This is a genomic window from Halopenitus sp. POP-27 (genome assembly GCF_029889855.1).
GTDB lineage: Archaea > Halobacteriota > Halobacteria > Halobacteriales > Haloferacaceae > Halopenitus > Halopenitus malekzadehii.
The window spans coordinates 24,487-50,633 of sequence record NZ_JARANU010000017.1 but is presented as its reverse complement, the minus strand read 5'-3'; the positions used below and the strand labels follow the sequence as shown (position 1 = coordinate 50,633).

26 protein-coding genes and 1 tRNA gene are annotated in these 26,147 nt (G+C 68.0%); 10 read left to right on the top strand and 17 right to left on the bottom strand.

Features of this window, described 5'->3' with window-relative positions:
• The first annotated feature begins 114 nt into the window (after positions 1-114).
• Both OQF70_RS10995 and OQF70_RS10990 read left to right on the top strand, forming a co-directional pair.
• Positions 115-384, top strand: coding sequence for a type II toxin-antitoxin system HicB family antitoxin (locus OQF70_RS10995; RefSeq protein WP_280537599.1), 270 nt, complete (start codon positions 115-117; stop codon positions 382-384).
• A gap of 2 nt (positions 385-386) precedes the next feature.
• The gene (locus tag OQF70_RS10990; protein WP_280537598.1) at positions 387-632 is read left to right on the top strand and encodes a type II toxin-antitoxin system HicA family toxin; all 246 of its coding nucleotides are present in this window, start codon (positions 387-389) and stop codon (positions 630-632) included.
• Positions 633-1,070: 438 nt separating this feature from the next.
• Here the strand turns inward: OQF70_RS10990 and OQF70_RS10985 are convergent.
• Positions 1,071-1,225: transfer RNA gene (locus tag OQF70_RS10985), tRNA-Met, on the bottom strand.
• 287 nt (positions 1,226-1,512) lie between these two features.
• Between OQF70_RS10985 and OQF70_RS10980 the strand changes: the two genes are divergently transcribed.
• A complete protein-coding gene (locus tag OQF70_RS10980; protein ID WP_280537597.1) occupies positions 1,513-2,823 on the top strand; it encodes a hypothetical protein in 1,311 nt (436 codons plus the stop codon).
• 38 nt (positions 2,824-2,861) lie between these two features.
• Here OQF70_RS10980 and OQF70_RS10975 read toward each other — a convergent pair whose 3' ends face one another.
• Positions 2,862-3,257 carry a DUF5830 family protein gene (locus OQF70_RS10975; RefSeq protein WP_280537596.1) on the bottom strand — a complete coding sequence of 132 codons (396 nt, stop codon included), beginning with the start codon at positions 3,255-3,257 and terminating at the stop codon, positions 2,862-2,864.
• Positions 3,258-3,386: 129 nt separating this feature from the next.
• Between OQF70_RS10975 and OQF70_RS10970 the strand changes: the two genes are divergently transcribed.
• Entirely contained in the window at positions 3,387-4,037 is a 651-nt protein-coding gene (locus OQF70_RS10970; RefSeq protein ID WP_280537595.1) for a VTT domain-containing protein, read from the top strand.
• A 121-nt stretch (positions 4,038-4,158) separates the two neighbouring features.
• Here OQF70_RS10970 and OQF70_RS10965 read toward each other — a convergent pair whose 3' ends face one another.
• The 4 genes from OQF70_RS10965 to OQF70_RS10950 all read right to left on the bottom strand — a co-directional run bounded on the left by OQF70_RS10965 (position 4,159) and on the right by OQF70_RS10950 (position 9,550).
• The gene (locus OQF70_RS10965; protein ID WP_280537594.1) at positions 4,159-5,091 is read right to left on the bottom strand and encodes an alpha/beta hydrolase; all 933 of its coding nucleotides are present in this window, start codon (positions 5,089-5,091) and stop codon (positions 4,159-4,161) included.
• 88 nt (positions 5,092-5,179) lie between these two features.
• Positions 5,180-8,509 (bottom strand): carbamoyl-phosphate synthase large subunit, encoded by a 3,330-nt coding sequence (gene carB, locus OQF70_RS10960; protein WP_280537592.1) that lies wholly within the window; start codon positions 8,507-8,509, stop codon positions 5,180-5,182.
• Between the two features lie 152 nt (positions 8,510-8,661).
• A complete protein-coding gene (locus OQF70_RS10955; RefSeq protein ID WP_092816504.1) occupies positions 8,662-8,868 on the bottom strand; it encodes a hypothetical protein in 207 nt (68 codons plus the stop codon).
• A 151-nt stretch (positions 8,869-9,019) separates the two neighbouring features.
• On the bottom strand, positions 9,020-9,550 hold the full coding sequence (locus OQF70_RS10950) for a DUF5815 family protein (RefSeq protein ID WP_280537590.1): 531 nt from the start codon (positions 9,548-9,550) through the stop codon (positions 9,020-9,022).
• A 131-nt stretch (positions 9,551-9,681) separates the two neighbouring features.
• Between OQF70_RS10950 and OQF70_RS10945 the strand changes: the two genes are divergently transcribed.
• The gene (locus tag OQF70_RS10945; RefSeq protein ID WP_280537589.1) at positions 9,682-10,038 is read left to right on the top strand and encodes a DUF5518 domain-containing protein; all 357 of its coding nucleotides are present in this window, start codon (positions 9,682-9,684) and stop codon (positions 10,036-10,038) included.
• A gap of 105 nt (positions 10,039-10,143) precedes the next feature.
• On the opposite strand, the gene OQF70_RS10940 is transcribed toward OQF70_RS10945, so the two are convergent.
• The 4 genes from OQF70_RS10940 to OQF70_RS10925 all read right to left on the bottom strand — a co-directional run bounded on the left by OQF70_RS10940 (position 10,144) and on the right by OQF70_RS10925 (position 16,261).
• Positions 10,144-11,832 carry a tryptophan--tRNA ligase gene (locus OQF70_RS10940; protein ID WP_280537588.1) on the bottom strand — a complete coding sequence of 563 codons (1,689 nt, stop codon included), beginning with the start codon at positions 11,830-11,832 and terminating at the stop codon, positions 10,144-10,146.
• Positions 11,829-12,965 carry a tRNA-intron lyase gene (gene endA / locus OQF70_RS10935; protein ID WP_280537587.1) on the bottom strand — a complete coding sequence of 379 codons (1,137 nt, stop codon included), beginning with the start codon at positions 12,963-12,965 and terminating at the stop codon, positions 11,829-11,831. Before endA ends, OQF70_RS10940 begins: the two co-directional genes overlap by 4 nt.
• A gap of 53 nt (positions 12,966-13,018) precedes the next feature.
• Positions 13,019-13,816 (bottom strand): topoisomerase DNA-binding C4 zinc finger domain-containing protein, encoded by a 798-nt coding sequence (locus OQF70_RS10930; protein WP_280537586.1) that lies wholly within the window; start codon positions 13,814-13,816, stop codon positions 13,019-13,021.
• 96 nt (positions 13,817-13,912) lie between these two features.
• On the bottom strand, positions 13,913-16,261 hold the full coding sequence (locus tag OQF70_RS10925; RefSeq protein ID WP_280537585.1) for a DEAD/DEAH box helicase: 2,349 nt from the start codon (positions 16,259-16,261) through the stop codon (positions 13,913-13,915).
• Between the two features lie 137 nt (positions 16,262-16,398).
• Between OQF70_RS10925 and OQF70_RS10920 the strand changes: the two genes are divergently transcribed.
• Together OQF70_RS10920 and OQF70_RS10915 are read left to right on the top strand one after the other, a co-directional pair.
• Positions 16,399-17,592 (top strand): FAD-dependent oxidoreductase, encoded by a 1,194-nt coding sequence (locus tag OQF70_RS10920; RefSeq protein ID WP_280537584.1) that lies wholly within the window; start codon positions 16,399-16,401, stop codon positions 17,590-17,592.
• Positions 17,593-17,738: 146 nt separating this feature from the next.
• Entirely contained in the window at positions 17,739-18,086 is a 348-nt protein-coding gene (locus OQF70_RS10915) for a PadR family transcriptional regulator (RefSeq protein WP_280537583.1), read from the top strand.
• A 55-nt stretch (positions 18,087-18,141) separates the two neighbouring features.
• On the opposite strand, the gene OQF70_RS10910 is transcribed toward OQF70_RS10915, so the two are convergent.
• The 4 genes from OQF70_RS10910 to OQF70_RS10895 form a co-directional block, all read right to left on the bottom strand.
• Positions 18,142-18,468 carry a DUF5615 family PIN-like protein gene (locus tag OQF70_RS10910; protein ID WP_280537582.1) on the bottom strand — a complete coding sequence of 109 codons (327 nt, stop codon included), beginning with the start codon at positions 18,466-18,468 and terminating at the stop codon, positions 18,142-18,144.
• Positions 18,468-18,740, bottom strand: a complete 273-nt coding sequence (locus OQF70_RS10905; RefSeq protein WP_092816486.1) for a DUF433 domain-containing protein — start codon at positions 18,738-18,740, stop codon at positions 18,468-18,470. Before OQF70_RS10905 ends, OQF70_RS10910 begins: the two co-directional genes overlap by 1 nt.
• Positions 18,741-18,803: 63 nt before the next feature.
• On the bottom strand, positions 18,804-19,718 hold the full coding sequence (gene mdh, locus OQF70_RS10900) for a malate dehydrogenase (RefSeq protein ID WP_280537581.1): 915 nt from the start codon (positions 19,716-19,718) through the stop codon (positions 18,804-18,806).
• Between the two features lie 75 nt (positions 19,719-19,793).
• A complete protein-coding gene (locus OQF70_RS10895; RefSeq protein ID WP_280537580.1) occupies positions 19,794-21,101 on the bottom strand; it encodes an O-acetylhomoserine aminocarboxypropyltransferase/cysteine synthase family protein in 1,308 nt (435 codons plus the stop codon).
• Positions 21,102-21,143: 42 nt separating this feature from the next.
• On the opposite strand from OQF70_RS10895, the gene OQF70_RS10890 reads away from it, so the two are divergent.
• Complete coding sequence (locus OQF70_RS10890; RefSeq protein ID WP_280537579.1) at positions 21,144-21,284, top strand: hypothetical protein; 141 nt, start codon at positions 21,144-21,146, stop codon at positions 21,282-21,284.
• Between the two features lie 40 nt (positions 21,285-21,324).
• Positions 21,325-22,455, top strand: a complete 1,131-nt coding sequence (locus OQF70_RS10885) for a 60S ribosomal export protein NMD3 (protein WP_280537578.1) — start codon at positions 21,325-21,327, stop codon at positions 22,453-22,455.
• Positions 22,456-22,469: 14 nt separating this feature from the next.
• On the opposite strand, the gene OQF70_RS10880 is transcribed toward OQF70_RS10885, so the two are convergent.
• Positions 22,470-22,880: a MarR family transcriptional regulator gene (locus OQF70_RS10880; RefSeq protein WP_280537577.1), complete on the bottom strand. Its 411-nt coding sequence runs from the start codon at positions 22,878-22,880 to the stop codon at positions 22,470-22,472.
• A 127-nt stretch (positions 22,881-23,007) separates the two neighbouring features.
• Between OQF70_RS10880 and OQF70_RS10875 the strand changes: the two genes are divergently transcribed.
• Positions 23,008-23,556: a hypothetical protein gene (locus OQF70_RS10875; protein WP_280537576.1), complete on the top strand. Its 549-nt coding sequence runs from the start codon at positions 23,008-23,010 to the stop codon at positions 23,554-23,556.
• Between the two features lie 24 nt (positions 23,557-23,580).
• On the opposite strand, the gene OQF70_RS10870 is transcribed toward OQF70_RS10875, so the two are convergent.
• Together OQF70_RS10870 and OQF70_RS10865 are read right to left on the bottom strand one after the other, a co-directional pair.
• Positions 23,581-23,775, bottom strand: coding sequence for a UPF0175 family protein (locus tag OQF70_RS10870; RefSeq protein WP_021073996.1), 195 nt, complete (start codon positions 23,773-23,775; stop codon positions 23,581-23,583).
• A 335-nt stretch (positions 23,776-24,110) separates the two neighbouring features.
• Positions 24,111-26,123 (bottom strand): ATP-dependent DNA helicase, encoded by a 2,013-nt coding sequence (locus tag OQF70_RS10865; RefSeq protein ID WP_280537575.1) that lies wholly within the window; start codon positions 26,121-26,123, stop codon positions 24,111-24,113.
• Positions 26,124-26,147: the final 24 nt, after the last annotated feature.

The window sequence follows — 26,147 nt, the reverse complement described above, 5'->3', positions numbered from 1 at the left end:
GTGTACCGGAGGGAGAAGAACTGACCGGCGCGCTCGATGGGTCCGCGGGCCGATAGCCGTCGGATGGTCCTGGTCGACAGAACGCTTATTCCGGAGTGTCGACTACCTCCGTGTATGAGCACGGGTCGTGAGATCCGCCTGATCGAGGAGGACGAGGGCGGCTGGTCGGCGATCGACGAGGAGTTGAACGTCGCCTCCTGCGGGGACACGCGTTCGGAGGCGCTGGAGATGCTCGATGAGGCGGTCGCGCTCCACACTGGCGAAGCTGGTGACCCCGTCACCGACGAGGACCTCGAGGAGCTCGGCCTCGATCCCGACGAGGTGTCCGACGAGGTCGGGGTCCCTGATGCGCCGTGGTTCGACGACGCCGACGAGACGGCATAATCGTGGTCCGACAGCGATTTACTAGTCAGGAGATCGTCTCCGTTCTGACTGATATGAACTACACGCCGGTAGACCGAACTGGAAGCCACCTCAAACTGCGATACGTTCACCCGGTGACGGAGGAGACGCGGAACGTCACGGTCCCGATCGGCCACGAGATCAGCGGCGATACGCTACGAAACATCGCCCAGCAGTGCGGTGCCGAGGACTTCCACGCGTGGTGTCGATGGATCGATCGGAACCGGTGACGGCCGCCGAGTGACTCCACGGACGCATACTGCGCGCGACCCGACTCGCGGGCGGTTTCACGTTTCTGTAGAAACGCGAAAGATCGGATGTCGATCGGCGGATTCGTTCGAACACGAGATCGCGATCCGGCTGATGGGCGACTGCGGACTTCGCGTCTCCGGGGTGCTCGACGCCGGCCTGAATACGTGGGCGAGAGTCGCAGGCGAGACAGCGGTGGGCGACAGCGTCCTCGTCGCCGAAGGTACGTCGGAAGTTTGTGGTGACGTGGGTCCCGCAGTGCTGGCAAGACGCCGGATCCGGCTGGTCGCCGAGCCGGATCATACGGCGACACCTCCAGACATAGAAACGGGAGTAGGCGCCGATCTAACACTATCGGGATATGAATTAGCCAAGCCACGTCCGACAGTTATGACTGGCCATATGAACAATATGGTAGATGGCCGGGGCGGGCTCCGAACCCGCGATCTCCGCATTGCCCAGGTCCGAGGCTCGGCGGGGCCCCGGTGGGGTCGCGGACGCTTCCAAGGCGACTGCCGCACCGAATCTCTGAACCCTATGAGTGCGGCGCTATGTCCAGCTAAGCCACCCGGCCGCAGTTGCACGTACCGGGATGACGACCTTTAACCTTCCCATCCGCGGGCGGTTTGCGACCGCGGGACAGGGTGGGGTCGCCGGGAGCGGTTCGGATGGTGTGGTCACCCGGGGGATCGTCGAGGTGGTGATCCGGACGGGGATCGTCGGGGCAGTCGTCGGTTCGGATCGTCGATCGGGTGCAAGCGCCCCACGATGGCGGCGATCGACCCTCGCCGTCCGCGATCGGTCCCCACCGTCCGCGATCGACCCGCGGATTTATAGTTGGCGCGGCGAATGGATTTTCCAATGAGTCTTCCCGACCTGCTCGCATCGGCAGTCGGCGAGGAGGACGTCGTCGCCCGCGTCGATCTCGGCGGCGAGGACGTCCTCGCGGTGACGCCGACACGAACGCTCGTCTATCGGTCGGACGGGCTGCTCTCGGACGAGACCGTCGACGCCTACCCACACGGCGCCGAGCGGGTCGACGTCTCCGAGGGCCGCCGCAAGACGAAGATCACCCTCGACCGCGGGCTCGACGGCGAGGAGACGATCACGGTCCCCGCGAAACGAACCGACGACGCCCTCCACCCGATCCTCGCGGGCGTGCTCTCGGCGGCGGGCGTCACGGACCCGGGCGAGTCGGTCATCAGCACGTTCCGCTTTTCGGAACTGACGCTCATCATCACGAGCGACCGGCTCGTCAAGCACATCGGCTCGGTCGTTTGGGACGAGGAGTTCGAGGAGTTCCACTACGACGGCGTGATCGACCTCGATTTCGAGGAGGGGACCGTTGCGACCTCGGTCGTCCTCGCTATGCGGGACCGGCGAGAACGATTCAAGGCCCCGAATGAATCGGCCCGTGAGGTCCGTGAGACCCTGTCCGACGCCGTCTGTGCCTACCACGACGTCGAGAGTCCGGCGGAATTGCGAGCCGTCCGCGAGCAGGACGAGGCGGACGCCGCGGAGGCATCCGATGACGCCGGCGGGGACGGCTCGCCGGACTTCGGCGTCGGCGTCGACCCGCTTTCGGCCTCCCCAGCGGCGGACGCCGACGCCGATGCCGATCCCGGGGTCGATTCCGGGGCCGATGCACCGACAGGGACGACGGAGACGACGGGGACGACGGGGACGACGGAGCATAACGGAGCCGGTCCCGAGGACGCCCGATCGGTGGAAGCCGGTGACCCGCTTGCGCCGGACCCGTCCGCCTCGCCGACCGCCGTCGACGGAACGTCGTCGGACCGATCCGACGCGGACGCCGCACAGACCGGGCCGCCGCGGACTGAAACCGCACGGCGGACCGGCGCCTCACAGAACGGGACGGCTGACGTCACGTCGGAGCGGTCTCCTCGGAGCGAGACCCTCGACGGTACTGCCACGCCCGGCGAGTCCGCTGGGTCCCGATCGGCTGCTGAAGCCGCCGGGTCATCCAGTGAGGCGTCCGGGGCGGACGCCGACTTCGGCGATTCGGGGTTCGAGCCGGCCGGCGTGACCGACGACGCCCTCGCCCGGGAGGTCGCGGAGCTGCGGGCGGCCGTCGAGACGCAGGCGGAGCGGATCGACGAGCAGGCCACGCTCATCGAGCAGCTGATCGAGGAACTTCGCCGCGGTCGCTGACCGATCCCGCGGCCGGGATCCACCCGCTCCAGACCGAGCTACTCCTCCAGACCGAGCACCATCCGGACACACGAGGATCCGAACGGACCGAGTTCGCCGGTTTCGAACTCGATGAAGTGTCCCGTCGAGATCGACGTCCCACAGCGACGGCACTCGAAGTCCCCCTCGCGGATCGTGACGCCCTCCTCCGGGGAGACGGACGTCCCCCCGCGTCGCGTCCGGATCCGGCCGTCCTCCCGGTCGATGACGCCGCGTTTTCGGGCGGCATCGAGGATCTCCCGGGTCAGCGAGGGGCTCGTGGTCACCGTCTCGATCCGGTCGATCGCCTCCGCGAGCGGGATCGACTCCACCTCGAGGCTGGCGAGGAGTTCGATCCCGAGTTCGCGCTTCCGGTCGCGCGTTGCGTCGGCCTCGGGTGGGCGATCGCGGTCCACACACCCCCGTTCGACGGCGGTGCTTAAAAACTGACAGGACGACCCTGGGAGACGATCCGCGGCTGGCCTCGCCGATCGCCCCGTCGGGGCTCCACAAGGCGTTTATTAGTCGACCGGATAGCCGGTCGCGTGAAGCGTCGTCTCGCCGCTGGACTGGCCGTCTCAGCCGGTCTCGCCGCCATCGTGTGGCTGGCCGGCCCGCGAACGCTCGTGACGCCCGTCGAACGCGTCGCCGACGATCCGGCGCTGTTCGCGATCGCGCTGTGTGGGCTTGCGATCGTCCGCCCGGCGCTGGCGCTTCCGACGACGCTGATCGCGGTCGCCGCGGGCTACGGCTACGGCTGGGCGGGGGTTCCTGCCGGGATCGCGTTGGTGACCGTCACGGCGCTCCCGCCGTACGCGCTCGCCCGTGCCGGCTGGGACCCGTCCGGAAACCGGTTCTCGCGTGCCGGCGTGCGCCTCGTCGCGGCCGCCGGTGCGACGCGAACGATCGCCGCAAGCTGGCTGTTGCCGGTCCCGTCCGATGCGGTCTCGGTCGTGGCCGGGTTCACCCGAGTCGACGTCCGCCCCTTCCTCCTCGGGACCGCGATCGGCGAGACGCCGTGGGTGGTCGCCGGCGTGGCGGTCGGCGTCTCGGCCGATCGGCTGCTCGCCGGCGGCGGGGTGACGTTCGACCCGGTCCTGTTGCTCGGGCTGGCCGGCGTCGCGATCCTCCTTCTGGCGGGACCGTGTTACCGCGTCTACACGGACCGGTCGGATCCGGAGGCCGGGTTCGTCTGACCGCTGGTCGCTCCCACTCGCCGTCAACCACTCTCACTATCACCCCCATTCGCCATCAATTACTCTCACTATCACCCCTCATTCGCCGTCAATCACTCGCACCAGCCGTCGGGACGACCCCTCACTCGACGTGCTCGCGGATCGCCTGAACCACCCGGTTCGGTCGCTCGTGGAGGATCCAGTGGGTCGCGTCGTGGACCGTCTGTAACGTCCCGTTCGAACAGTACGCAAGGCTCTCGACGGCCATCGACCGCTGGAGGAACCGGTCCCCGGCTCCCCAGACGATGCGCGTCGGGACGTCGACGGTCGTGCGCGTCGGCGTCGGCCGATCTCGACCGACCGCCCGGTACCAGTTCACCATCCCGGTGAACGCTCCGGGTCGACCCCACGCGCGGCGGTACCGGTCGAAATCCTCGGCGTCGAACGCGCCCGGCCGGCTTGACCGGCGCATCCCGTCGACGATCGGCGCCCAGTTCCTCACTCGGGCGACCCGTTCGGGGATCCACGGGAACTGAAACGCCAGTATGTACCAACTCCGGAGGCGCTGCCGCCACGACGACTGGAGCGTTCGCCGAAAGACCGTCGGATGCGGGAGGTTGATCGCGAGGAATCGTCGAAGCCTGTCGGGATGGTGGAGTGCGAGCCACCAGCCGACCGCCGCACCCCAGTCGTGGCCCGCCAGAACCGCCGTTTCGCGGTCGTATGCGTCGATCAGTCCCACCACATCGCGGGCCAGCTCGTCGATCCGATACGGTGTGATCCCGTCGGGTTTCTCGCTCAGGTTGTAGCCGCGCTGATCGGGAACCACCACGCGGTATCCCGCCGCCGCGAGCGGTTCGATCGTGGCGTGCCAGCCGTACCAGAACTCCGGGAATCCGTGGAGGAGCACGAGGAGCTCCCCGTCCACGGGCCCGGCCTCCACGGCGTGCAGTCGAACACCGTTCGTCTCGCGGATCCGTGATTCGCCGGGAACCGCCGCCGGAATCTCGTCGCCTGGGGTCTCCTCGCCCGGGGGCGACACCGGGCCATCCGTCGTCGGCTGGTCGGTCGGCATACCGATCGCTATGGGTGGCAAACCGGGTAACGACTTCGGCGCTCCCGACCGTGTGTGCGGACGCGATCGGTCGGAGGACGGACGCGGACTACTCGGCCGCGCCCCAGTCGGCGACGCGCTTCGGACGGTCCGAGACCGCCATCACGTCCAGATCGTCGCCGGCGTGATCGAGCGCCTCGAGGGCCGCCTTCGCGCTCGCCGGCGTGGAGAAGTAGGTGATCTCCTCCTCGACGGCGACCTCGAGCAGGTCGCGCTGGCGGGAGACGATCAGGTCCAGCTCACCCGAGCGGGCGGCCTCGATCAGGTCGGTGGCCGTCGACAGCTCGAAGTGCTCGGCAAAGCCGTCGACGAGCGCCTCGCCGGCCTCGGTTCCCGGGTCGGGGAACTGGTCGGCCGAGAGGTCGACGACGGCGGTCCCCTCCTCGGGGATCGGCTTGCCGGTCGCGTCCTGGGCCTTGTCGTAGGCCTTGCCGAACGACGTCGCGGTGCCCATCACCTCGCCGGTGGACTTCATCTCGGGGCCCAGACGTGGGTCCGATCCCGGCAGGCGGTCGAACGGAAGGACGACCTCCTTCACGCTCAGGTGTTCGGGGATCTGCTCGTCGACGTCCAGGTCCGCGAGCGACTCGCCGGCCATCACCGTCGCGGCGATCTTCGCGATCGGGACCCCGGTCGCCTTCGAGACGAACGGGACCGTCCGCGAGGAGCGTGGGTTCGCCTCGAGCACGTAGACGGTCGGGTCGGCGCCGGGGTCGTGGACCCCGGTCACCGCGAGCTGGACGTTCAGGAGGCCGACCGTATCGAGCGCGGTCGCGATCTCCTCGGTGACCTCGCGGACGCGGGTGAGCGTGTCGTCGTCGAGCGAACGCGGAGGGATCATACACGCGGAGTCGCCGGAGTGGACGCCGGCGCTTTCGACGTGCTCCATCACGCCGCCGATGAGGACGTCCTCCCCGTCCGCGACGGCGTCGACGTCCAGTTCGACCGCGTCGTCGAGGAACTGGTCGATGAGGATCGGCTTGTCCGGCGAGACGCGAACCGCCTCCTCGATGTACTCCTCGAGCTCCGCGTCGTCCTCGACGACGCGCATCGCGCGACCGCCCAGCACGTAGGATGGACGCACGAGGACCGGGTAGCCGATCCCGTGGGCGAGCTCGAGCGCCTCCTCGCGACTCGTCGCCGTGCCGCCGGCCGGCTGGGCGATCCCGAGGTCGTCCATCAGGGCGTTGAAACGGTCGCGGTCCTCCGCGAGGTCCATCGCCTCGACGGAGGTCCCGACGATCTCACAGTCGAGTTCGCGGCGATCGAGTTCCGCCTCGAGCGGCTCGCCGACGTTCACCGAGGTCTGACCGCCGAACTGGACCATCACGCCGTCGGCGTCGGTCGCCTCGACGACGTCGGCGACCTCCTCGGCGGTGATCGGCTCGAAGAAGAGCCCGTCGGAGGTGTCGTAGTCCGTCGAGACGGTCTCGGGATTGTTGTTGATCACGTGCGCGTCGATCCCCATCTCGCGGAGCGCGCGCACCGCGTGGACCGCACAGTAGTCGAACTCGACGCCCTGCCCGATGCGGATCGGGCCGCCGCCGATGACGACGACGCTCTCGACGTCGGGGTCGATCCGCTGGAGCTCGCCGTAGTCGCTCTCGCCGCTGCCGGCGTCGGCGTCGGCGCCGGCGAGGTACTCGGGCAGGCGCGCGGAGTAGTAGTAGGGCGTGGTCGCCTCGAACTCCCCGGCACAGGTGTCGACCTGCTTGAACGTGCGGCTCGGCGTCGACGAGGTGACCTCCTCGACGGAGACCGTCTCGACCGTGCCGCCGTCGGTCGAGGTCGTCTGCGGCTCGACGTCCGCGGGTGCCTCCAGGGACGCTGCGTCGGCGATCTCGGCGTCGGTAAAGCCGGTGATCGCTGCCTCCGTGAACTCGCCGTGTTTCGCGCCCTCGTGGGCGTCGGCGATGCGTTTGAACCGCTCGACGTACCACTCCTTGATCCCGGTGAGATCGCACATCTCCTCGACGGTGTAACCGCGCGCGAACGCCTCGAAGATCGCGTACGGACGGTCCGGCGTCGGCGTCTCGAGGTAGTCGTCCTCGAGCGTCTCGTCGTCGACGTCGACCCAGTCGACGGCCGGGTCGTACTCCGAGGAGCGCAGCGCCTTTAGCATGCTCTCCTCGAAGGTCCGGCCGATCGACATCGCCTCGCCGGTCGATTTCATCGCCGTGCCGAGTTCGAAGTCGACGTCGTCGAACTTGTCGATGGGCCAGCGCGGCACCTTCGTCACGACGTAATCAATGGCCGGCTCGAAGGCGGCCGTCGTCTCGCCGGTGATCTCGTTGTCGATCTCGTGGAGCCGTTTGCCGAGCGCCACCTTCGCGGTCACGCGGGCGATCGGGTAGCCGGTCGCCTTCGAGGCGAGCGCCGAGGAGCGGGAGACGCGGGGATTCACCTCGACGACGCGGTATTCGCCGCCCGGCGTGCCGTCGTCGCGCCAGGCGAACTGGATGTTACAGCCGCCCTGGATGCCCAGCTCGCGGATGACGCCGAGCGCGGCGTCGCGCATCTCTTGGTGGCCGTCGTCGGGGATGACCTGGGAGGGGGTCACGACCGTCGATTCGCCGGTGTGGATCCCCATCGGGTCGATGTTCTCCATGTTGCAGATGATGATACAGGAGTCGTCGGCGTCGCGCATCACCTCGTACTCGAGCTCGACCCAGCCGGCGATGGACTCGGTGATGAGGACCTCGCTGTTGCGCGAAAGGCGCAGTCCCTTGCGGACGCGATCGACGAGTTCCTCGAACTCCTCGACGACGCCGGAGCCGGAGCCGCCGAGGGTGTAGGTCGTCCGCGAGATGACCGGCAGGCCCCCCACGTCGTCGACGGCGTCCTGGACGCGCCCGCGGAACGCCTCCTCGTCGAAGTCGGTGACCGACTCGTCCTCGCCCAGCGAGATGGTCGTCGACGCGGGCACCGGCTGACCGATGTTCTCCATCCGTTGGCGGAAGAGGTCGCGGTCCTCGGTCGCGTAGATTGTGTCCAGCGGCGTCCCCATGATCTCGACGTCGTGTTCCTCGAGGATGCCCTGCTCGGCCAGCTCGGCCGTGACGTTGAGGCCGGTCTGTCCCCCGAGCCCGGCGATGACGCCGTCCGGGTTCTCCTCGCGGATGACCTCGGCGATCGCCTCGGGCGTGATCGGCTCGATGTACACGCGGTCGGCCATCTCCGGGTCGGTCATGATCGTCGCCGGGTTCGAGTTGACGAGGACGACCCGAGCACCCTCCTCCTGCAGGGCGCGACACGCCTGCGCGCCGGAGTAGTCGAACTCGGCCGCCTGCCCGATCTGGATCGGGCCGCTGCCGATGAGCAGGATGGTGCGGTCCTCGGACGTCTCCGTCGCCTCGGAGGCCACTGCTGAGTCGCTCATTATGCGTTTGGAGTGCGTACATCGTAATAAGGCCGGCGAAAGAATGCGATTCTCGAAGGAGTTTTTCGAAATTCGCAAGTGATGGCGTCACGTACCACGATCGAGGCCGGTTCCAGCATCGTCCGGCTCCCTCGTCTCGGCGTCGACGCCGGCTACGTGTTAAGCCGGTACCGATAGGGACTGTCCGCGATCACTTCGACTTCGCCACGTTCGGCCCACCGTCCCAACACGGTTGCGACACGGTGCGGGTTGTCGAACTCCTCGCGCTCCTCGAGCAGCGAGAGGATCTCCCGCGCCGTCAACGGCTCATCGGCCTCGGCGAGCACACCGCGCAGCGGTTCGAACTTCCGGGTGTGCATACGTCTTACGTACGGGAGCCACACACATAGCGTTCAGTGAGACAGGAGTCTGACGTTCGTCAGACACCGTCCGATCGCTTATATACCCGACCGCTATACGGCCGCATTGCGGCCGGATCCTCGGTCTCGAGGTCCGCCTCGGCCGTCCGGCCTAAGCGTACGGATCCTCGGCCTCGAGGTCGCGTTCGGCCCGGTATCGATCGACGAACTCGGCGACGTCGAACTCGGTCATCTGCTCCTCGAACTCCCGCAGCGCGCCGTCGTCCTCGGCGTGGCTCACGGCGTGTTCCATCAACTCGATGACGAGCTCGACGATCACCTCGTGGAGCCGCCGGGAGTCGAAATCGGTCACCCAGACGAGCGCGTACCCGACGTCCGCGTTCTCGGAGGCGTCCTCGGCGACCACCCGGTCGGGGAACTCCTCCAGAACGACGCCGAGCAGATGTGGCGTGCCGAACTCGGGCATCTCCTCGCTGGTCGTCTCGACCGCCTCGCGTAACACCTCGACGAGGAACTCCGGCAGGAACCGCTCCGGGGGATGGACGTCCATCACCACCGCGTGCGTCTTCCCGCAGGCACAGTCGTACTCGCGCATCCCGAGATCGAGGTCGCCGTGCCCGATCGTCTCCCCGCACGGGAGTTCGATCGCGTCCGCCGTCCCCGGGACGCGTGGTTCGCTCATACCCGCGGTTGGCGCGTCTCGGAGTTAAAAGACGCGGAACGACGCGATCGGCCGATCAGTCGAGATCTCCCACGGTGTCCCGGAGGTGGCCCGTGCCCGCATTTATACCCGATGCCGACCTCATCTACGGTATGGACACCGACGGCAACACCCTGCTTAACGCCGCGATCGGCGCGATCGCGACCACCGTCCTCACGTGGGTCCCGCTGTCGCCGATCGCCGGCGGGATCCTCGCCGGCTACCTCCAGGGCCCGGATCCCGAAGACGGCACGATCGTCGGCGGCCTCTCCGGACTGTTCGCGTCGGTCCCGTCGATACTCATCCTCCTCGTCGTGCTTGCGTTCCTCCCGCTCGTCCCCGACGCGGTCATCGGCTTCTCGATCGCGGTGCTCGTCATCCTGGCGATCCTGGCGATCCTCGTCTACTGGGTTGCGCTGAGCGCGATCGGCGGGCTACTCGGGAGCCATCTCCGGACCGAGATCGGGTGATAGTGGTCGAATGATAGTGGTAGGGTGACCACGGGGGTCTCGCGGACCGTGGAGCCGTGAGGACCTCGGGGGACCGCCGATCGCCGAGCGATCGCCGAGCGACCGTCAGTGTTCGCCGCCGGTGCCGCGCCGGTCGGACTCGAAGTCGATGTCCATTCCCTCGAGCAGCTCGGCCGCCTCCTCGCGTTTCTCTTGATGATCGGCGAGGAACTCACGCATCAGCTCCGCGGCCTGTTCCTTACAGCCGCCACAGAGCCGGTCCCCGTCTTCACACTCCTCGTAGACCGTCCGCGCCAGATCGTCGTCGTCGTTCGCAAGCAGGTAGGCGTACAGCTCGTAGACCGGACACTCGTCGGGTTTGCCGCCCAGCTCGCGCTGCTCCTCGGCGGTCGATCGCCCGCCGGTGGTCGCTGCCTTCACCTTGTCGTATCCGTCCTCGGGATCGTCCAGCAGCGAGATGTGACTCGCCGGGATCGACGAGGACATCTTGCCGCCGGTGAGCCCGGACATAAACCGGTGATAGATCGAGGACGGCTGGCGGAACCCGAAGCCGTCGTGGTCGAGCTCGACCTCGCGCGCGAGCGTTTCGGCGGCCTCGTGCGTCAGGTCGAAGGCGTCGATGTGCTCCTCGAAGACCCGCTTGTCCCCCTCGATCCGGCCGATCAGGTCCTCGAAGGCCTCGTCGGTCGCGTTCCGGTCGAGGAACCGGACGCGCGGACGGAGCGGTTCCTTCCCGGCCGCGCGGAGCTTCTCGATCGCCGGCCCCGTCGCGTCCGTCAGATCCGGCGTCGGGTCGTACGTCTCGAGCCAGTCGGCGGCGTCCGCACAGCGAACCGGGTCCTCCCTCGCCGTCCCCATCTCTGTCCCTCCGTCGGCGTCGGCTGCCCCGTCACCGGCGGCCGCGAGCGCGTCGTAGGCCGCCCGGACGAGGTGCCGTTCGTCGTCGGTCAGCTCGAAGCTCGCGAACGCCTCGGTGACCTTGAAGAACCGCATCCGTTCGGAGAGGTCCCGGGAGAGCCGCAGGTGCGGGTCCTGGTCGGGTCCGACCGGCACGACGGTCGGCTTCGGGCCGCCGACCAGCTGCGGGTAGAGGATGTCGGCCATCTGGGTGATCGTCGACTGCATGTGCGAGACGTTCGTCTCGCCGTCGAAGCCGTACAGCGCCTGCAGCTCCGAGAAGTTCGCCTTCGACCCGAGCTCGAACGCGAGGTCCTGCACCTCCCGGTTGTCGGACTGCCGATAGACGGTTCCCTCCTCGGGGTCGAACCCGAGCGCGATCAGCGAGAGGACGTAGCTCCGGGCGTGTTCGTCGATCTCGTCCCAGGAGAGCCCGCGCGCGGAGTGAGCCTCCAGGTCGGCGATCAGCCCGAAGGCGTCCCCGCCCTGCCGTTGGTGCCAGATCAGCTCGTCGAAGACCAGCTTGTGGCCGATGTGGGGATCGCCGGTGGGCATGAACCCCGACAGCGCCGCGAACGGGTCGTCGTTCGCCATCGCCTCGGCGACCGCGTCGTACTCGCGGTGGCCGAAGACGACGCCGCGACGCATCAGGTAGTGGGGGTGGGGAACGTCGGGGAGGACGTCGTCGAACTCCTCGATCCCGAACTCCTCGAAGAGCGTCCGGTAGTCGTCGACCGTCGCCGATCCCCACGGGTCGAGCTCCACGTCGTCGGCCCCGGCTGCGGTGTCGGTTCCTCCGTCGGTCACGGTCCCGCGGCCCGCGGCGCTCGCATCGGCGTCGTCGCGCGCGTCGGCGGCGGTGGCGACCTCGCGTGGCGTGTGATCGTCGTCGGTCATGGAGTGAGTCGATCTACCGAGAGGTAGTCGATGGAACTCGCGTCGGTCAGCGCAAAAACCATTCGCTTGCGGACGCCGCCGGCGAGCCGCACGTCAAGCGACAGCTCCCGCGGGACGAACGCGTGGTCCGGCTCGATGACGCGAACCAGATGTTCGGAGTGTGGCAGGTCCTCGACCGTCTCGACGTCGAGGTACGTCCGGAAGTCGGCGCCGAACTTGAACCCCGTCTTCGGGACGATGTCACGGTCGCGTAGGTCCCTGTAGACGCGACGCCGTCGGTCGAATTTTTCCCCTTCGACGGCGCGCCCGCGTCCGCGGATCGCCGCGGCAGCGCTTCCGTCATCATCGCCGATGACGCCGCCGTGAGTTCCCCCCTCACCCACCGGCTCCGAGAGCGCGAGGGTCTCGGTCAACCGCAACGACCCGGTTCCGGCCAGATACGCGGCCTCGAGCAGCGACAGCTGGAGCGCGCCGTCGAGCGTCGCAGCGCGTCCGGATAGCGGGCGTCCGTAGAACCCCCGGTCGTAGAGGTCCGTCGGCGCGTCCCAGACGACGACCCGGTCCGCGAGCAGAACGCCCGTGATCCCCTGGGGTGCGTCGTAGTCCGTTCCTCCGGCCGGATCGATCGCGGCCGTCTCGAAGTACGTGATGTCGCTCTCCTCGTCGACGACGGCGAGCGTCGTCCCCGCGAGCCCGGCCGCCAGGATCGACTCGCGCTCGCCGACCACACGCAGCCGGTGGGCGATGCCCCCGCTCGGCGGGCTCTCGCCGCGTTCGTACACGATGAAGTCCGCGTCCGTCCCCGCCTGCCGGTCGTGTCCCGGCCAGCCCTCGCGCGTCGGCGAGAGGTAGAACCCCCGGTCCCGGAGGTCCGCGTACACGAGGAACCGGACCGCGAACCGGTCCTGCACGGCGGCCGCGTGGACGAAGAAGGCCTCGAACCCGAGGTCCTCGCCGTCGACGGTCACCGCCCCGAGATCCCCCCGGAACAGGAGGTGTGCCGCCTCCAGCGGCGTGAGCGAGATCGCGTTGCCGTCACGCGGGCGCCCGTAGCCCCGCGAGTCGTAGAACCGCTGGCGGGCATCGCCGCCCACGTGTATCCCGTCGTCGCGGAGTTCGCCGTCCGGTTGCATACCTGACCGGCCGGGCGGCGGTCCTAAACGGGTTGCGGTCCGTGGATGACGACTCAGGCTCCGGGCGGTTCGGCGTCCTCGCCGTCCTCTCCGCCGTTGCCGTTGCCACTCCACGCCTCCCACGCCTCGCAGGCGCCGTCGAGACAGCGCCGCCCCGTGGCGCTCTCGAGGATCGGCAGCCCGCACGGGCAGTCGTCGACGACGACCCCGTCGGGGATCGAGAACGTCGTCTCACACGCCGGATACGCGTCACAGCCGAGAAAGACCCGGCCGGTCGCCTGCTGAACGCGGAGGTCCGAGCCGCAGTCGGGACACGACCAGACGCGGTCGAACCGGTCGACGACGGCGTCCGCCAGCGAGTCACAGGAGACGTCCAGACAGACGGTGAAGGCCTCCCCTCGCTCGACGCGAAGCAGGGGGAGCCCACACTCCTCACAGCTCCGGTCGAGCACCGTCGCGCCCGTCGGGAGCCCGTACCGCTCCTCACACCCCGTGCAGGCGACGTGTCCGCCCGACCGGATCAGCGCGGACGCACAGTCCGGACAGGTTCCGACCGGCAGCCCGGCCTCGGTGACCGGGACCTCGATCCCGGCCTCCCGTTCGTGGGTGATCACCCGAAGGGTCCGGTCGCCGTCGCGCGCGGTGACGGTGAACCCCGCGGCGTCGGTCTCGATCGCCACCGAATCGGGGCGGGTGAGCCACTCGATCGGCTGGTAGCCGTCGGCGTCGTGGACGAGCGTCGTGTTGTCCGGCTTGACAACGACGACCACGCGGCCGCGTTGGGTTCGCTCGCGGGTGCCGCTCAGGGTCGTGGTACAGTCGCCGGCCAGAACGCGGAGTCGCGATGGCATACGCCGTCTGGCGCGGCATCGCCTTTGAACTCTGGGCGTGGCGCGTCGACAGCAACTTCGCTGTCCCGATGTCCTATTCGACGTCGACGGCGCGGCTCACTCGACGTCGACCGCGCGGCTCGCACGCACCGGAAGCAGGGGATGGTCGGGGAACGTCGCCTCGACCACGAAGGACAGATCCGCCGCGTCCGGCGGGCCGAACACGCCGACGGGAACGGTCGTCTCGCCGTCGAGATAGACCGTCTTCGCGTGCATCTCGACGTCGTTGACGGTCACGCGGACGCCGACTCGGGCGCCGCCCCCGTGGTTTCGAACCGTCACCTCACACAGCTCGTTATCCCCGGTTCCGACGTACTCGGGGAACGATCCCCACTCGACGTCGAGCCGGGGAAGATCGCCGGCTGCCTCGACGATCCGGCTCGCGACGCCCTCGCTCATCCCGGCCGCCTCGAGGGTGCTCGGATCGGCTTCGGCCACCACGGTCGGCGAGTCGAACTCCGCGTCGGCGAGTCGCTCGGCACGGTTCGCGCCGACGCCGTCGATCGCCGTGAACGCAACCGCCTCGCGGGCGACGCCGTGGTCGAGCCGTGCCTCCACGCGCCGCGCGAGGTTGGCCGCGCGCGGGCCGGCGAAGCGGTCGAGGAACTCCGTCAGCGCGGCGATCAACCGGAGCGCGTTCTGCCGGATCACCCACGCGTCGGACCGGAGGTCCGAGGGGACCGCGTCGTCCATGCTCGCCGCCAGGATCGCGAACACCTTCCGGTGGCCCTCCTCGAGGCTCGTCTCGAGATCGGACGCCGAGAGAATCCGGTCGATCGCGTCGGCCTCCGCCGACCGCGCGGAGACGGAGTCGAACTCGCCGGCGGCGGCGATCGACTCGAGGATCGAGGCCACCGACAGCGAGTCGCGCTCGGCCAGTTCGTGGAAGCGGCTCGCGGTATCGAGCCGGAGGTAGTACTTCGAGGCGAGCCGCCCGACGGCGGTCGGTTCGATCCCCAGATCCGCGTCGGTCTCGACGAACCCGTCCGTGACCAGGTCCTCGAGCGTGTCCCGGACGCGCTCACGGATCGAGTCGAAGTCGTACCGCTCGGGCTCCGAGCGCGCGCGCACGAAGTAGAACGTCGTCTCGATCCAGTCCATCACGTCATCGAGGTCGCGGATCGTCCCCATCGCGATCTCGGCGTTGAGGTGGCCCGGGAGGTCCTCCGCGAGCCGCGACTCGATCGGCTTGCCCTCTCGGAGCAGCCGGCGGTACCGGTCGGCGTCGGACCGATCACAGACGACCCAGCCGTATCCGATGTCGTCGTAGCCGGGGCGTCCGGCGCGGCCCAGCATCTGGAGCACGTCGAGCGGCGAGACGTCGGTCTCGCCCGCCAGCGGGTCGTGATACTTCGTGTCCCGGATGATCACACAGCGGGCCGGGAGGTTCACGCCCCACGCCAGCGTCGACGTCGAAAAGAGGATCGAGATCAGCCCCTCCCGGAACCACTCCTCGACGCGGTCGCGGTCGTCCTTTCCGAGCCCGGCGTGGTGGAAGCCGACCCCGTCGAGGACTGACTGGCGGAGCGTGTCGTTCGTGAGCTCCTGGGCCGCCGTGTGGAAGTCGTATTCCCCGCGTGCGCCGACCGGGACGTCGCGCTCGGCGATCTCGTCGCGGGCCTTCTTCGCGGCCTGGGCGGTGTCCTGTCTGGAGGAGACGAACACGAGCGCCTGCCCGTCCTCGCGGATGTGGGGCTCGGCCAGGTCGAGCGCCCGGTAGAGCCGGCGGTACTTGTCCGCGAAGGCGTTGTCGCCGTGTGAGTAGGTCTTCACGCCGGTTTCCAGATCGACCGGGCGATACTCGTCGCCGAACTCGAAGGTTGCCTCCGGCGGCGCGTCGAGCCAGTCGGCGACGTCCTCGACGTTCGACATCGTCGCCGAGAGAGCGACGATCCGCGGGTCACAGATCCGGCGGAGCCGGGAGACGACGACCTCGAGGACGCCGCCCCGGCGGTCGGAATCGAGGAGGTGGACCTCGTCGATGAGCACGCAGTCGACGTCGCCGATGAACGAGTAGCGCGCGGAGTCGTGTTTCCGCGTCGCCGAGTCCGCCTTCTCGGGAGTGATCACGATGACGTCGGCGCGCTCCGCCTGTCTGGGGTTCAGGTCGCGCTCGCCCGAGACAACGTAGACCGAGTAGCCCAGGTTCTCGAAGCGCTCCCACTCGCTTTCCTTCTCGTTGGTGAGCGCGCGCAGCGGCGCGACGAACAGCGCCGTCCCGCCGTCGGCGAGCGTCTTACAGATCGCGAGCTCGGCGAGGGCGGTCTTGCCGGACCCCGTCGGCGCGCTCGCGACCACGTTCTCGTTCGTCTCCAGGAGCGCGGGCAACGTCTCGCGTTGCATCCGGTTGAACTCCTCGAAGCCGAACGCGTCGGCGAACTCCGGGACCGCTTCGGCGACCTTCATCGTGTCCCTCCCCGGGACGGCCTCCCACGCATTGTTCGAAGTGGGGCGCCTCGTGGGGAAAGGCGTTTCCTCTCGTTGAGGGCGTTTCCGCTCGCGGCCGGCGAAACCACTATGCGAACCGGAATCGATCGACCGGTATGACACGTGTTGCCGTCGTCGGGTCCGGCGTCGCGGGATTGAGCACCGCCTACCGGCTCGCGTCGGACCACAACGTGGTCGTGTTGGACCGGGACGCGATCGGAAACGGAACCTCGAGCCGCGCCTCCGGAGTGATCACGACGCCGGTCGACTACCCCGACTGGCCCGCCTGGAGCGACTGCGCGCTCGAGTTCTTCCGCGATCTTGACGGCACGGGCGTGTTCGAGTGGACGGACCGCGAGTACGTCAGGGGTGTTCGGCCGGCGGACGTTCCGGGGGCTCGCGAGGCGGCAGCCGCCGCGGACGCGGATGCCTCCAGCGTCTCGCTCGTGGACGCGGCCGAGTACGCCGACGTCTTCGACCCCGAGGCACCCTACGAGAAGGCGCTCGTCTGGGAGGGCACGGGCTACTTCGACGTCGACGAGTTCCTCGCGACGATGCACCGTGAATGCGTCCGACGCGGGGTGGAGTTCCGTCCCGACACGACCGTCGAGTCCGTCCGCGTCGACGGGGCGGGCCGCGGCGGAAACGGCGCCGTCGCGGGGATCGAGACCGAGTACGGCCCCGTCGACGCCGACGCCGTGGTGGCGGCTGCCGGCTCCGCGACCCCGGCGTTGCTCGAGGAGGTTCTCGCCGTTCCGATCCGGCCGTTCACTTGGAACGTCGCCTACCTCGAGGCTGATCTCCCCGATGACGTCCCGATGGGCGGGGACGCGGTCCTGGGCGCGTACTGGCGCGGCACCCGGGACGGCCGGCTGCTCGTCGGGACCGAACACCGGTACGGCGGCGATGATCGGGTCACCGACCCGCCCGAGGACCCCCGCGAGTTCGGCGAGACGCTCGACCGCCTCATCGCGGACGAGATCCCGTCGATCCTTTCGGCCGTCGACGAGGCTCCCGCCGTGGTCCGGTACGAGTGCTGCCCGATGGCCGACGCCACGACCCCCGACGCGAAGCCGATCATCGACGCGCCCGCCGAGGCTCCCGATGGCCTCGTCGTCGCGGCCGGCTTCCACGGCGCGGGCGTGATGGCCGCCGATTCGATCGGGACCGCGGTCCGCGCGCACCTCACCGGCGAGTCGGTCCCGTTCGCGCTTGCTCCCCTCTCGCTCGACCGCTTCGAGACGCGGGGGACCGACTTCCCGTTCCGAACGATGTTCCAGGGATCGGTCCCCGGATCGGCCGAGGAGTGACTCGAGGATACCGGACGACGTTCTCCGAGGACGCTCAGCGGATCCCCCCGACGACGCCTGATCGCGATCGCGATCCGGCGCGGACGGACCGCGACTGCTCCGTCCCGAGACGGGAGCCCTATCACCATCGGGACCGATCGACCGCTATGTCCAAGTGGCTCCACAGCGGTCGTCGCCGCGACGTCTGTGCGCTCCTGTACGAGGCGGGGAGCCTGCGCGCACAGCAGTTGAAGAACCGACTCACGTCCCATTACGACGAACGGATCGACCCGCAGTCGTTCCACGCGATGCTGACCGCGCTCGAGGAGTCGGGCCACGTCGCGTCGCGGACCGAGGGCATCGCCGACGTCTACCGGCTCACGGACGCCGGAGTGAGCGCGCTGCTCGACCACTACGACTGGCTCTCGGAGCGGATCGAAGGTGGTTCCGAGCGGATCGAGGGGGAAAAGGAGGACGGCGCGAAAAGCGGGAGTGGTGACGGCTCCAACGCGTGAACGACCCACCGATCCGGAACCTACCTACCGATTTGCTTGCAACCGAACTGGCGAGCTAGAGCCAGCCGCCCGGCACCGTTTCCAGTATCTCGGCGTCGGATTCGTATGCGGCGTCGATTCGCTCTATTGCCGCCACGACTGCACTGGGTGCCGGGTCCGTAACTTGATCATATACTAGCAGCCCGTGATCGCCGCCCACCACGTAAAAGTCCTCGTCGTTCGTGAACACGACCCAGCCATCACGTTCGGCGCGTGCGACGATCTCGCGGTCCGGAGCATCGTGCCTGAGTTGCTCGTCGACCGTCGTTGCCGTGAGTCGATCGTGTTGTCGGAACGCGGTGACGTATTTTCGTGGAACGTTCTGATCACACAGCAGCCGCACTACTCGGCCCTGGTCGTCGCGTCGATCGTTCGCTTTCGCGCCTCCCGCTGCGTGCGGAGCGTAGCCATCACCTCGGGATGGTCATCGTAGTACGCGAGTGCAGCCCGAACGTGATCGGCGTCGATATCGAACTCGTCGGCGGTTTCCTCGACCGTCCATTCGTTCCGACGAACTGCTTCGCCGACCTGCAGCACGCCGATGCGCGTGCCGGCAATCCGTGGCTTCCCGTGAAGTACCTCCGGCGTATTCACGATCTGGATCGCGGAACTCATTGAGCGAAGATACGACGGCTTCCGAAATAAGGGTTTGCTTCGCTAGAATTCGACGCGCGGCCGTTACGCGATCTCGGCGTACTGCTCGGAGAGTTTTCCGGCCGCCTCAGCGAGCAGCTCGCGCTCGTAGTCGTCGAGGTCCCACTCGACGATCTCCTCGACGCCGTTCGCCCCGAGTTTGGCGGGGACGCCGAGGGCCGTGTCCTCGTAGCCGTACTCGCCGTCGAGGACGACCGAGCACGGGAGCACCTCGCCGGTGTCCTTGAGGATCGCCTCCACGACGTGGGCGACGCCGGTCGCCGGCCCCCACTGGGTGGCGCCCTTGCGCTCGATGACGTCCATCGCGGACTCCTGGAGGTCACCCAGGATCGCCTCGCGCTCGTCGGCGTCGAAGCTCGGGTCCCGGCCGTCGACGCGCACCTTCGAGAAGACGGGAACCTGGGCCTCGCCGTGCTCGCCGAGGATGGTGGCCTCGACGTTCCGGACCGGCGTGTCGAACCGATCGGCGAGGACGTACCGGAACCGGGCCGAGTCGAGCCGGCCACCGAACCCGACGACGGCGTGGCGGTCGCGGTCGCCGGATTCGTAGAGGTGCCGGTTGAGCAGGTCCACCGGGTTCGAGGTGGTCACCGTGACGAAGTCGTCGTTGTGTTCGGCCAGCGAGGAGCCGATGTCGTCCATGATCGGCGCGTTGTCGCCCGCGAGGTCGATCCGGGTCTGGCCGGGCTGGCGGGGGATTCCGGCGGTGATCACGACCACGTCCGAGCCCGCGGTGTCCGCGTAGTCTCCCTGGCGAACGGTCGTGTTCGCGTCGTAGGCGACGCCGTGGTTGACGTCGGCGGCCTGACCGACCGCCTCCGGTTCCTTGTCCGGGATGTCCACGAACACGAGCTCGTCAGCGACGTCACGCAGCGCGATGTTGTAGCCGGCCGCGGCACCCACGGTGCCCGCGGCGCCGACCACGCTTACTTTGGTCATACCGTCTGATACCGGGGGCGGAACGCCCCTAATCGTTTCGGCGACCGTCCGTTTCCGATTCGGCTGCCGATCCGACTACTCCGTCGCGGTTTCGATCGCCTGATCGAGGTCGGCGATGACGTCCGCGGGGTCCTCCAGGCCGACCGAGATCCGGACCATGTCCTCCGTGACGCCCGCCGAGAGCAGCTCCTCCTCGCTGAGTTGCTGGTGGGTCGTCGAGGCGGGGTGGATGATCAGGGTCTTCGCGTCGCCGACGTTCGCCAGCAGCGAGGCGATCTCGGTGCTCTCGACGGTCGTCTTCGCGGCGTCGTAGCCCGCCTCGAGCCCGAAGGTGATCATTCCGCCGTAGCCGCCGTCGAGGTACTCGCTGGCGGCCTCGTGAGTCTCGTGGGTCTCGAGTCCGGGGTAGTTGACCCAGCTTACCTCGGGGTGGTCGAGGAGGTGTTCGGCGACGATCGCGGCGTTCTCACAGTGGCGCTCCATCCGGAACGGGAGCGTGTTGAGCCCCTGGATCGTCTGCCAGGAGTCGAACGGCGACTGCTGACAGCCGAGGTCGCGCAGGCCGCGGGCGACGGCGGCGTAGGTGAACGCCGCGTCGCCGAACCGCTCGGTGAAGTTGACGCCGTGGTAGGCGGGGTTGTCGCCGCCGATCTCGGGGTACTTCTCCGCGTGCTCGCCCCACGGGAACGACCCGCCATCGACGAGGACGCCGCCGATGGTGGTGCCGGCGCCGTGGATCCACTTGGTGGTCGAGTGCCACACGAGGTCCGCGCCGTGATCGAGCGGGTTACAGAGGTACGGCGTCGCGAACGTGTTGTCCACGAGGAGGGGTGCGTCGTGTTCGTGGGCGACCTCGGCGATCGCCTCGATGTCGGGCGTCACGAGTGCGGGGTTGCCGATCGTCTCGAGGTGGACGTACGCCGTGTCCTCGTCGATCGCCTCCGCGTAGGCGTCGACGTCGAGCGTGTCGACGAAGCGGGTGGTAACCCCCTTTCGCTCGACCGAGTGGGTGAGGTACGTGTAGGTGCCGCCGTACAGCGAGGAGGCCGAGACGATGTTGTCGCCGGGGCCGGCAAGCAGGAACGTCGCGAGGTTCAACGCGGCCATCCCGGAGCTGGTCGCGACCGCGGCGATGCCGTTCTCGAGGGAGGCGATCCGTTCCTCGAGGACCGCGTTCGTCGGGTTCATCAGCCGCGAGTAGATGTTGCCCGGCTCCTCCAGCGCGAACAGCGACGCCGCGTGGTCGGCGTCATCGAAGGAGTACGACGTCGTCTGATAGATCGGCGTCGCCCGCGATCCCGTCGTCGGGTCGGGCTGTGCGCCGGCGTGGAGGCTGCGTGTGGCGAACCGTTGCGTCTCCTCGTCCGCAGGATCGTCTGCCATACGCGGCACATCGCTCCCGCCGGTGTTAAAGCCACACCACCGGTGCAGACGCTGCCGGCGTTCGCGATCCGTCACCTGGGTCTCCGTGTCACGGAGGTGGACCGATCTCCGTTCTGCCCCGCGATCGCCGACGCCGACGCCGACGCCGACGCTGACGCCGCCGACGTCGACGGAGCCGGGTGATTCGGTCGACTTAACCGGTAGAGTCACCTACCGCGGGGCAATGAGCGACTCCCGCGAGTTCTGTCCCCGCTGTGGCGATCCGGTCGCGGATCGAGACGAGCCGCGCCCCGGTGAGCCGCGCACGCGGGATCGAAAGCTCTGTGACGACTGTTACTTCGAGGACTTCGACCTCGTCGACGCCCCCGACCGGATCGAGGTCCTCGTCTGTTCCGGGTGCGGCGCCGTCCGTCGCGGCGAGTCCTGGCGGGACGTCGGCGCACGCGATTACACCGACGTCGCCGTCGACGAGACGGCCGAGGCGCTCGGAGTCCACGTCGACGCCGCCGAGGTGAACTGGGGCGTCGAGCCCGAGCAGGTCGACGAGAACACGATCCGGATGCACTGTGAGTTCTCCGGGATCGTCCGGGGAACGCTCCGTGAGAAATCCGTGACCGTGCCGGTGAAGATCTCCCGCGGAACCTGTGACCGATGCGGCCGGATCGCCGGCGGCTACTACGCCGCGATCGTCCAGATCCGAGCCGACGACCGCGATCTCACCCCTGCAGAACGCGAGGAGGCACTCGCGATCGCCGAGTCCCACGTCGCCGACCAGGAGGCGAAAGGCGATCGGGAGGCGTTCATCACCGAGGTGATCGAGACCGAGGACGGCCCGAACGTCAAGATCTCCTCGAACGGACTGGGTCAGTCGGTCGCAACCCGGATCGTCGAGCGGCTCGGCGGCAGCTTCGAGTCCTACCCGACGCTCGTGACCGAGGACGGCGACGGTAACGAGGTGTATCGCGTGACCTTCGCCGTCCGGTTGCCCCGGTACGCGGCCGGCGAGATAATCGATCCGAACGACGGCGACGGGCCCGTGCTCGTCGAGAGCGTCTCGAACCGACTCCGGGGCACCCGGCTCGCCTCCGGCGAGGAGTACGTCTCCGAGTACGCGGAGGGCGAGACGCCCGACGCCGACCGCGTCGGCCGGCACGAGGACGCGACCGAAACGACCGTCGTGACCGTCGAGGACGAACACGCCGTGCAGGTGCTCGACCCCGAGACCTACGAGGCCGTCACGGTCCCGAATCCCGACTTCTTCGACGACGAGGACCGTCCCGACGCCGTGTCCGCGGTGAAACACGACGGCGACGTCTACCTCGTTCCCGACGAGGATTTGGGTTCTGAGACGTAGTGCCGGCAGCGGGTTTATGTGTCCGGGCGGGGGGCGTTCTCGTATTTGACCATCTTTTCGGGCTTGTCGCTGATGGTCTCGTAGATCCGTTGGAGAGTTTCCTCCGCGGCGAGGAGGTTGTGTTCCTCGAGGAAGGTTCGGCCCTCCTCCGAGAGGCCGTAGAACTTCCAGGGATAGCCCTGTCGACGCTGATCATCGTCTAAAGGGACCTCCTTCACGATCCCCGCGTCAATGAGCTTCTGGATGTGCTTGTAGACGGTGGCGTCGCTTACGCTGGGGTTGAGCTCCTCGAGTTCGTACATCGAAGGGAGCTGTTCGGGATGCTGGAGGATGTTGTTGACGAGCGCGAACCGTGTCCGTTGGGTGACGAAGTGGACGAGTTCGCGGGGTTCCGTTCCGTTAGCAGCCTCCAGTTCGGTACTCATACGATGGAGTACACGCCCTGGCGGCAAGTAGTTTACTCTTGGGTAAATTACTCTGAAGTGATCCGTGTATATATGACCGGGTAAATTACTCTATAAACCATATCTTGTGCGACTGGGACGACTGCGTATGCCCGATGAGGAGTCGTCAGTCCCCAAGGAAGTCCTCACCAGTGCGAAGGACCACCTTGACGAAGAAACGATCACGCTGGCGGACAACGAGCAGATTCTCCACGCCCTAGGCGAGTTGACCCCCGTCTACGAGAACGATCGGTCGTATTTCGTACTCGGGAACTACGATCGGGAGCCAATTCGACGGCTGAATCTGGTGGTCGACCGTCTCAACCGTCGGCAGGACGCCTACGCCTTCAGGATGGTCGATATCCGGGGAGAATGGGACAACAGCATTCAGAAATTCTGTCTGATCGCCGACATCGTGACGTCCCTCGTCGGCGTCGCTGAGATGGAACCGAGTGACTTTCTCGTCGAGCAAGGCCTGCTCGTCGGGACGACCGAGTACTTCGCGAAGAGTCACGTCCTCAAGCGGGAGTACGAGGACGAGGCGAATTCGTTCGGCTGGATGCAGGACGGTGTCTTCGAGCTATTCGACCAAGACGGGCGGCTGTACCGCTGGCAGACCGAAGACCAGCTTGTCGACGTGACTGTGGAACTTCCGTGATGACGGGTGAGCCGTCGATCGGCCTCAATCGGCGGTCGCGGCGACCGCGTCGGAGTCGAGCGCCGCGGCGCGCTCGGACTCGGTGACCTCGATGTCGTGTCGCTCGAGCTGTTCGATGAACTCGGCCTCGCTGAGCCCCGCCTGCGCGGCCGCCTGCGACAGCGTCAGTGTTCGCGACCCGTACAGCGTGAGCGCGGTCGCCAGCCCGTGGGATGCCATACACGTCGGTGAGGCGTGAGGGATTATGAAGGTTACTATCTCCTTGAGGGGATACAAACACCTTATATGGTATAAGGTGTGGATCGGAGTTCGCCCAGAACCACCGCGCGTATAAGGCACATATATACTGATCGTTGATGATGATCCGTATCGATCGGCGCCAGGAGATGCTTCTCGATCACCAACTGGTCGGCGTCGCGGGCAGGACACAGGAATTATGCGTGTTCGACTGCCTACTCGGCGTATGGACCGAGAGAAACTGTTCGCGCTGTTCTTCGCGTTCCTGATGGTCTCCTCGATGGTGGCCTGGGGCGTCTCCCTGATCTGACGCCCGACTAGCCGTCGCCCCAGACGTCGGAGAGCGGGTGATCATTGCGGCGCTTCGCGTCGCGTTCGGACCGGGTTTCGGCCCCGCCTCCGCCGCCGGTCGAGGTGCCGCTTGTCCCGCTACTCGTGGTTCCGGTCCCCGCGTCCCGGTTCGTCGATCCCGATCCGGTGCTCCCGTCTGCCGTGGAACCGTTCGTTGCCGTGTCATCGCTCGTGATTCGGGCTTCCGTTTCGGCGTCGACGGCCCCCCCGCCGGCAGCCGCAGCCGCGGTCGGCGTCGCGTCGATCCCGGATAGTGCCGCCGCCGGATCGGCCGCAGGGAGGTCCGGCGTCCCCATCGCGGCGATCTGGTCGGCGAACCACGGCGGGGTGTCGGCCCGCGCCCGCTCGAAGAGGTCGAGCAGCGAGTCGTCCGCCAGGTAGGTCGTCCCGTGATCGTCCGGCGCGCGTACGACGCGCCCGCAGGCCTGGATGACGGTTCGCAGCGCGGCGCGATGGTACCACGCCCACTGGCCCTCCTCGAGCCGGCGTTCGACGCGGGAGTCGTTCGTGTTCAGGTACGGCGCCTTGCAGATCACCTGCCAGCGACACAGCTCGTCCCGGAGATCGAGCGCCTCCTCCATCTTCACCGAGACGAACACCTCCGGGTCGTCGCTCGCCTTCCACACCTCCAGTTCGTCGTCCCGGGTCGCCTTCGTGTGGCTGCGCACCCGCGGTGCGACGCCGCGGTCGCGGAGTCGATCGGCGAGCTGTTCGGCGATCGCGTACGAGTGGGCGTGGATCAGCCCCTTCTCGTCGGGATGACGAGCCATCAGGCGGACGACCAACTCGGCGATCCGGGGGATCGTCTCCGCGCGGTGCTCGTAGGTCATCTTCCCCTGCGTCACGTCGTACAGCGGGCGGTTCTCGAGCGGGAACGTGTGCTCGACGTCGACGAGCGCGACGTCGGACGGATCAAGCCCGACCCCGCGGCAGAACGCCTCCTTCGAGAGGATCGTCGCCGACAGCAGCGCGAAGCGGTTCCCTCGGTCCCAGACGGTGTGTTTCAGGTACCGTGCCGGGTCCAGCGGCTTGATCGTGATCGCCGTTCCCTCGCCGCCGGGCTGGTCGACGACCCAGGTGGTCGGGCTCTGCGGGTCGCGGTAATCCTCGAGGAACCACCCGAGTTCCCCGATCAGCTCTTGGAGCCGGTCGCGGCGGGCGACCTCCGCGGGCTCCAGCTCCGGCCGGCCGACCAGCTCGTCCTTCGCCCGTTCGCAGGCGTCACGGAGCTGCTCGACGAACCGGGCGGTGCGGTCGAGCTGACCGTGGTCGGCGTTCCCGTCGCCGTTCCCGCCGCCGTCACCGTTTCGACTACCGCCACTTTCTCGACCGCCGCCGCGACCGCCCGATTCGCCCGAGACGTCGGGCACGCCGACGTCCTCCCAGACGGGAACGCGGTCCGGGGTGAGTTCGATCGTCGCGTACATCTCCGCCCACTCGGCCAGTCCGTGGGCCTCGTCGATCACGACCACATCCCGCTTTCCGAACACCTCGGACCCGGCGGTCTGCATGAAGTAGGCGAGCGTCATCGCGGCAAAGCGCCGGGAGGAGGCGATCGACCGGTCGGAAAAGTACGGACATCGGTGCTGGATGCTGCAGTCGAACCCGCGCTGCCGGGCGCAGGGTGCGCGGTCGACCGGCGTGTCGTGTTCACCCGGCAGGACGCAGGCGTAGTTCGACTTCCCGCGGATCACGTTCAGGTCGTCGAGGAGTTCGTCGGTCGCGACGTCATCGAGCTGTGAGACCTGCGGCGTCGTGTAGTACGCGCCGGTCGCCTCCCGGGGCTCGGCCGCCTCGACGGTCCGGGCCGCCCCCATGATCGACCGCGCAAGTAGCGACTTGCCGCTGCCGGTCGGCGCGCGAACCAGCACGACCTCGTTGCCGGCCGCGAACGCGTCGTTGATGTCGTGAAGGGCGTGCTCCTGTGCGCCGCGAAAGCTCGGCGCCGGGAATTCGGCGGGGATCCGGTCGGGGTCCACACTCCCGGGTCCGTTGCGATCGGA

Bases quoted from the DNA above. Each gene is read 5' to 3' on its own strand.
- OQF70_RS10995 (WP_280537599.1), top strand. From the start codon at position 115: ATGAGCACGGGTCGTGAGATCCGCCTGATCGAGGAGGACGAGGGCGGC.
- OQF70_RS10980 (WP_280537597.1), top strand. From the start codon at position 1,513: ATGAGTCTTCCCGACCTGCTCGCATCGGCAGTCGGCGAGGAGGACGTC.
- OQF70_RS10965 (WP_280537594.1), bottom strand. From the start codon at position 5,091: ATGCCGACCGACCAGCCGACGACGGATGGCCCGGTGTCGCCCCCGGGC.
- carB (WP_280537592.1), bottom strand. From the start codon at position 8,509: ATGAGCGACTCAGCAGTGGCCTCCGAGGCGACGGAGACGTCCGAGGAC.
- OQF70_RS10955 (WP_092816504.1), bottom strand. From the start codon at position 8,868: ATGCACACCCGGAAGTTCGAACCGCTGCGCGGTGTGCTCGCCGAGGCC.
- OQF70_RS10950 (WP_280537590.1), bottom strand. From the start codon at position 9,550: ATGAGCGAACCACGCGTCCCGGGGACGGCGGACGCGATCGAACTCCCG.
- OQF70_RS10945 (WP_280537589.1), top strand. From the start codon at position 9,682: ATGGACACCGACGGCAACACCCTGCTTAACGCCGCGATCGGCGCGATC.
- OQF70_RS10940 (WP_280537588.1), bottom strand. From the start codon at position 11,832: ATGACCGACGACGATCACACGCCACGCGAGGTCGCCACCGCCGCCGAC.
- endA (WP_280537587.1), bottom strand. From the start codon at position 12,965: ATGCAACCGGACGGCGAACTCCGCGACGACGGGATACACGTGGGCGGC.
- OQF70_RS10930 (WP_280537586.1), bottom strand. From the start codon at position 13,816: ATGCCATCGCGACTCCGCGTTCTGGCCGGCGACTGTACCACGACCCTG.
- OQF70_RS10925 (WP_280537585.1), bottom strand. From the start codon at position 16,261: ATGAAGGTCGCCGAAGCGGTCCCGGAGTTCGCCGACGCGTTCGGCTTC.
- OQF70_RS10920 (WP_280537584.1), top strand. From the start codon at position 16,399: ATGACACGTGTTGCCGTCGTCGGGTCCGGCGTCGCGGGATTGAGCACC.
- OQF70_RS10915 (WP_280537583.1), top strand. From the start codon at position 17,739: ATGTCCAAGTGGCTCCACAGCGGTCGTCGCCGCGACGTCTGTGCGCTC.
- OQF70_RS10905 (WP_092816486.1), bottom strand. From the start codon at position 18,740: ATGAGTTCCGCGATCCAGATCGTGAATACGCCGGAGGTACTTCACGGG.
- mdh (WP_280537581.1), bottom strand. From the start codon at position 19,718: ATGACCAAAGTAAGCGTGGTCGGCGCCGCGGGCACCGTGGGTGCCGCG.
- OQF70_RS10895 (WP_280537580.1), bottom strand. From the start codon at position 21,101: ATGGCAGACGATCCTGCGGACGAGGAGACGCAACGGTTCGCCACACGC.
- OQF70_RS10885 (WP_280537578.1), top strand. From the start codon at position 21,325: ATGAGCGACTCCCGCGAGTTCTGTCCCCGCTGTGGCGATCCGGTCGCG.
- OQF70_RS10880 (WP_280537577.1), bottom strand. From the start codon at position 22,880: ATGAGTACCGAACTGGAGGCTGCTAACGGAACGGAACCCCGCGAACTC.
- OQF70_RS10875 (WP_280537576.1), top strand. From the start codon at position 23,008: ATGCCCGATGAGGAGTCGTCAGTCCCCAAGGAAGTCCTCACCAGTGCG.
- OQF70_RS10870 (WP_021073996.1), bottom strand. From the start codon at position 23,775: ATGGCATCCCACGGGCTGGCGACCGCGCTCACGCTGTACGGGTCGCGA.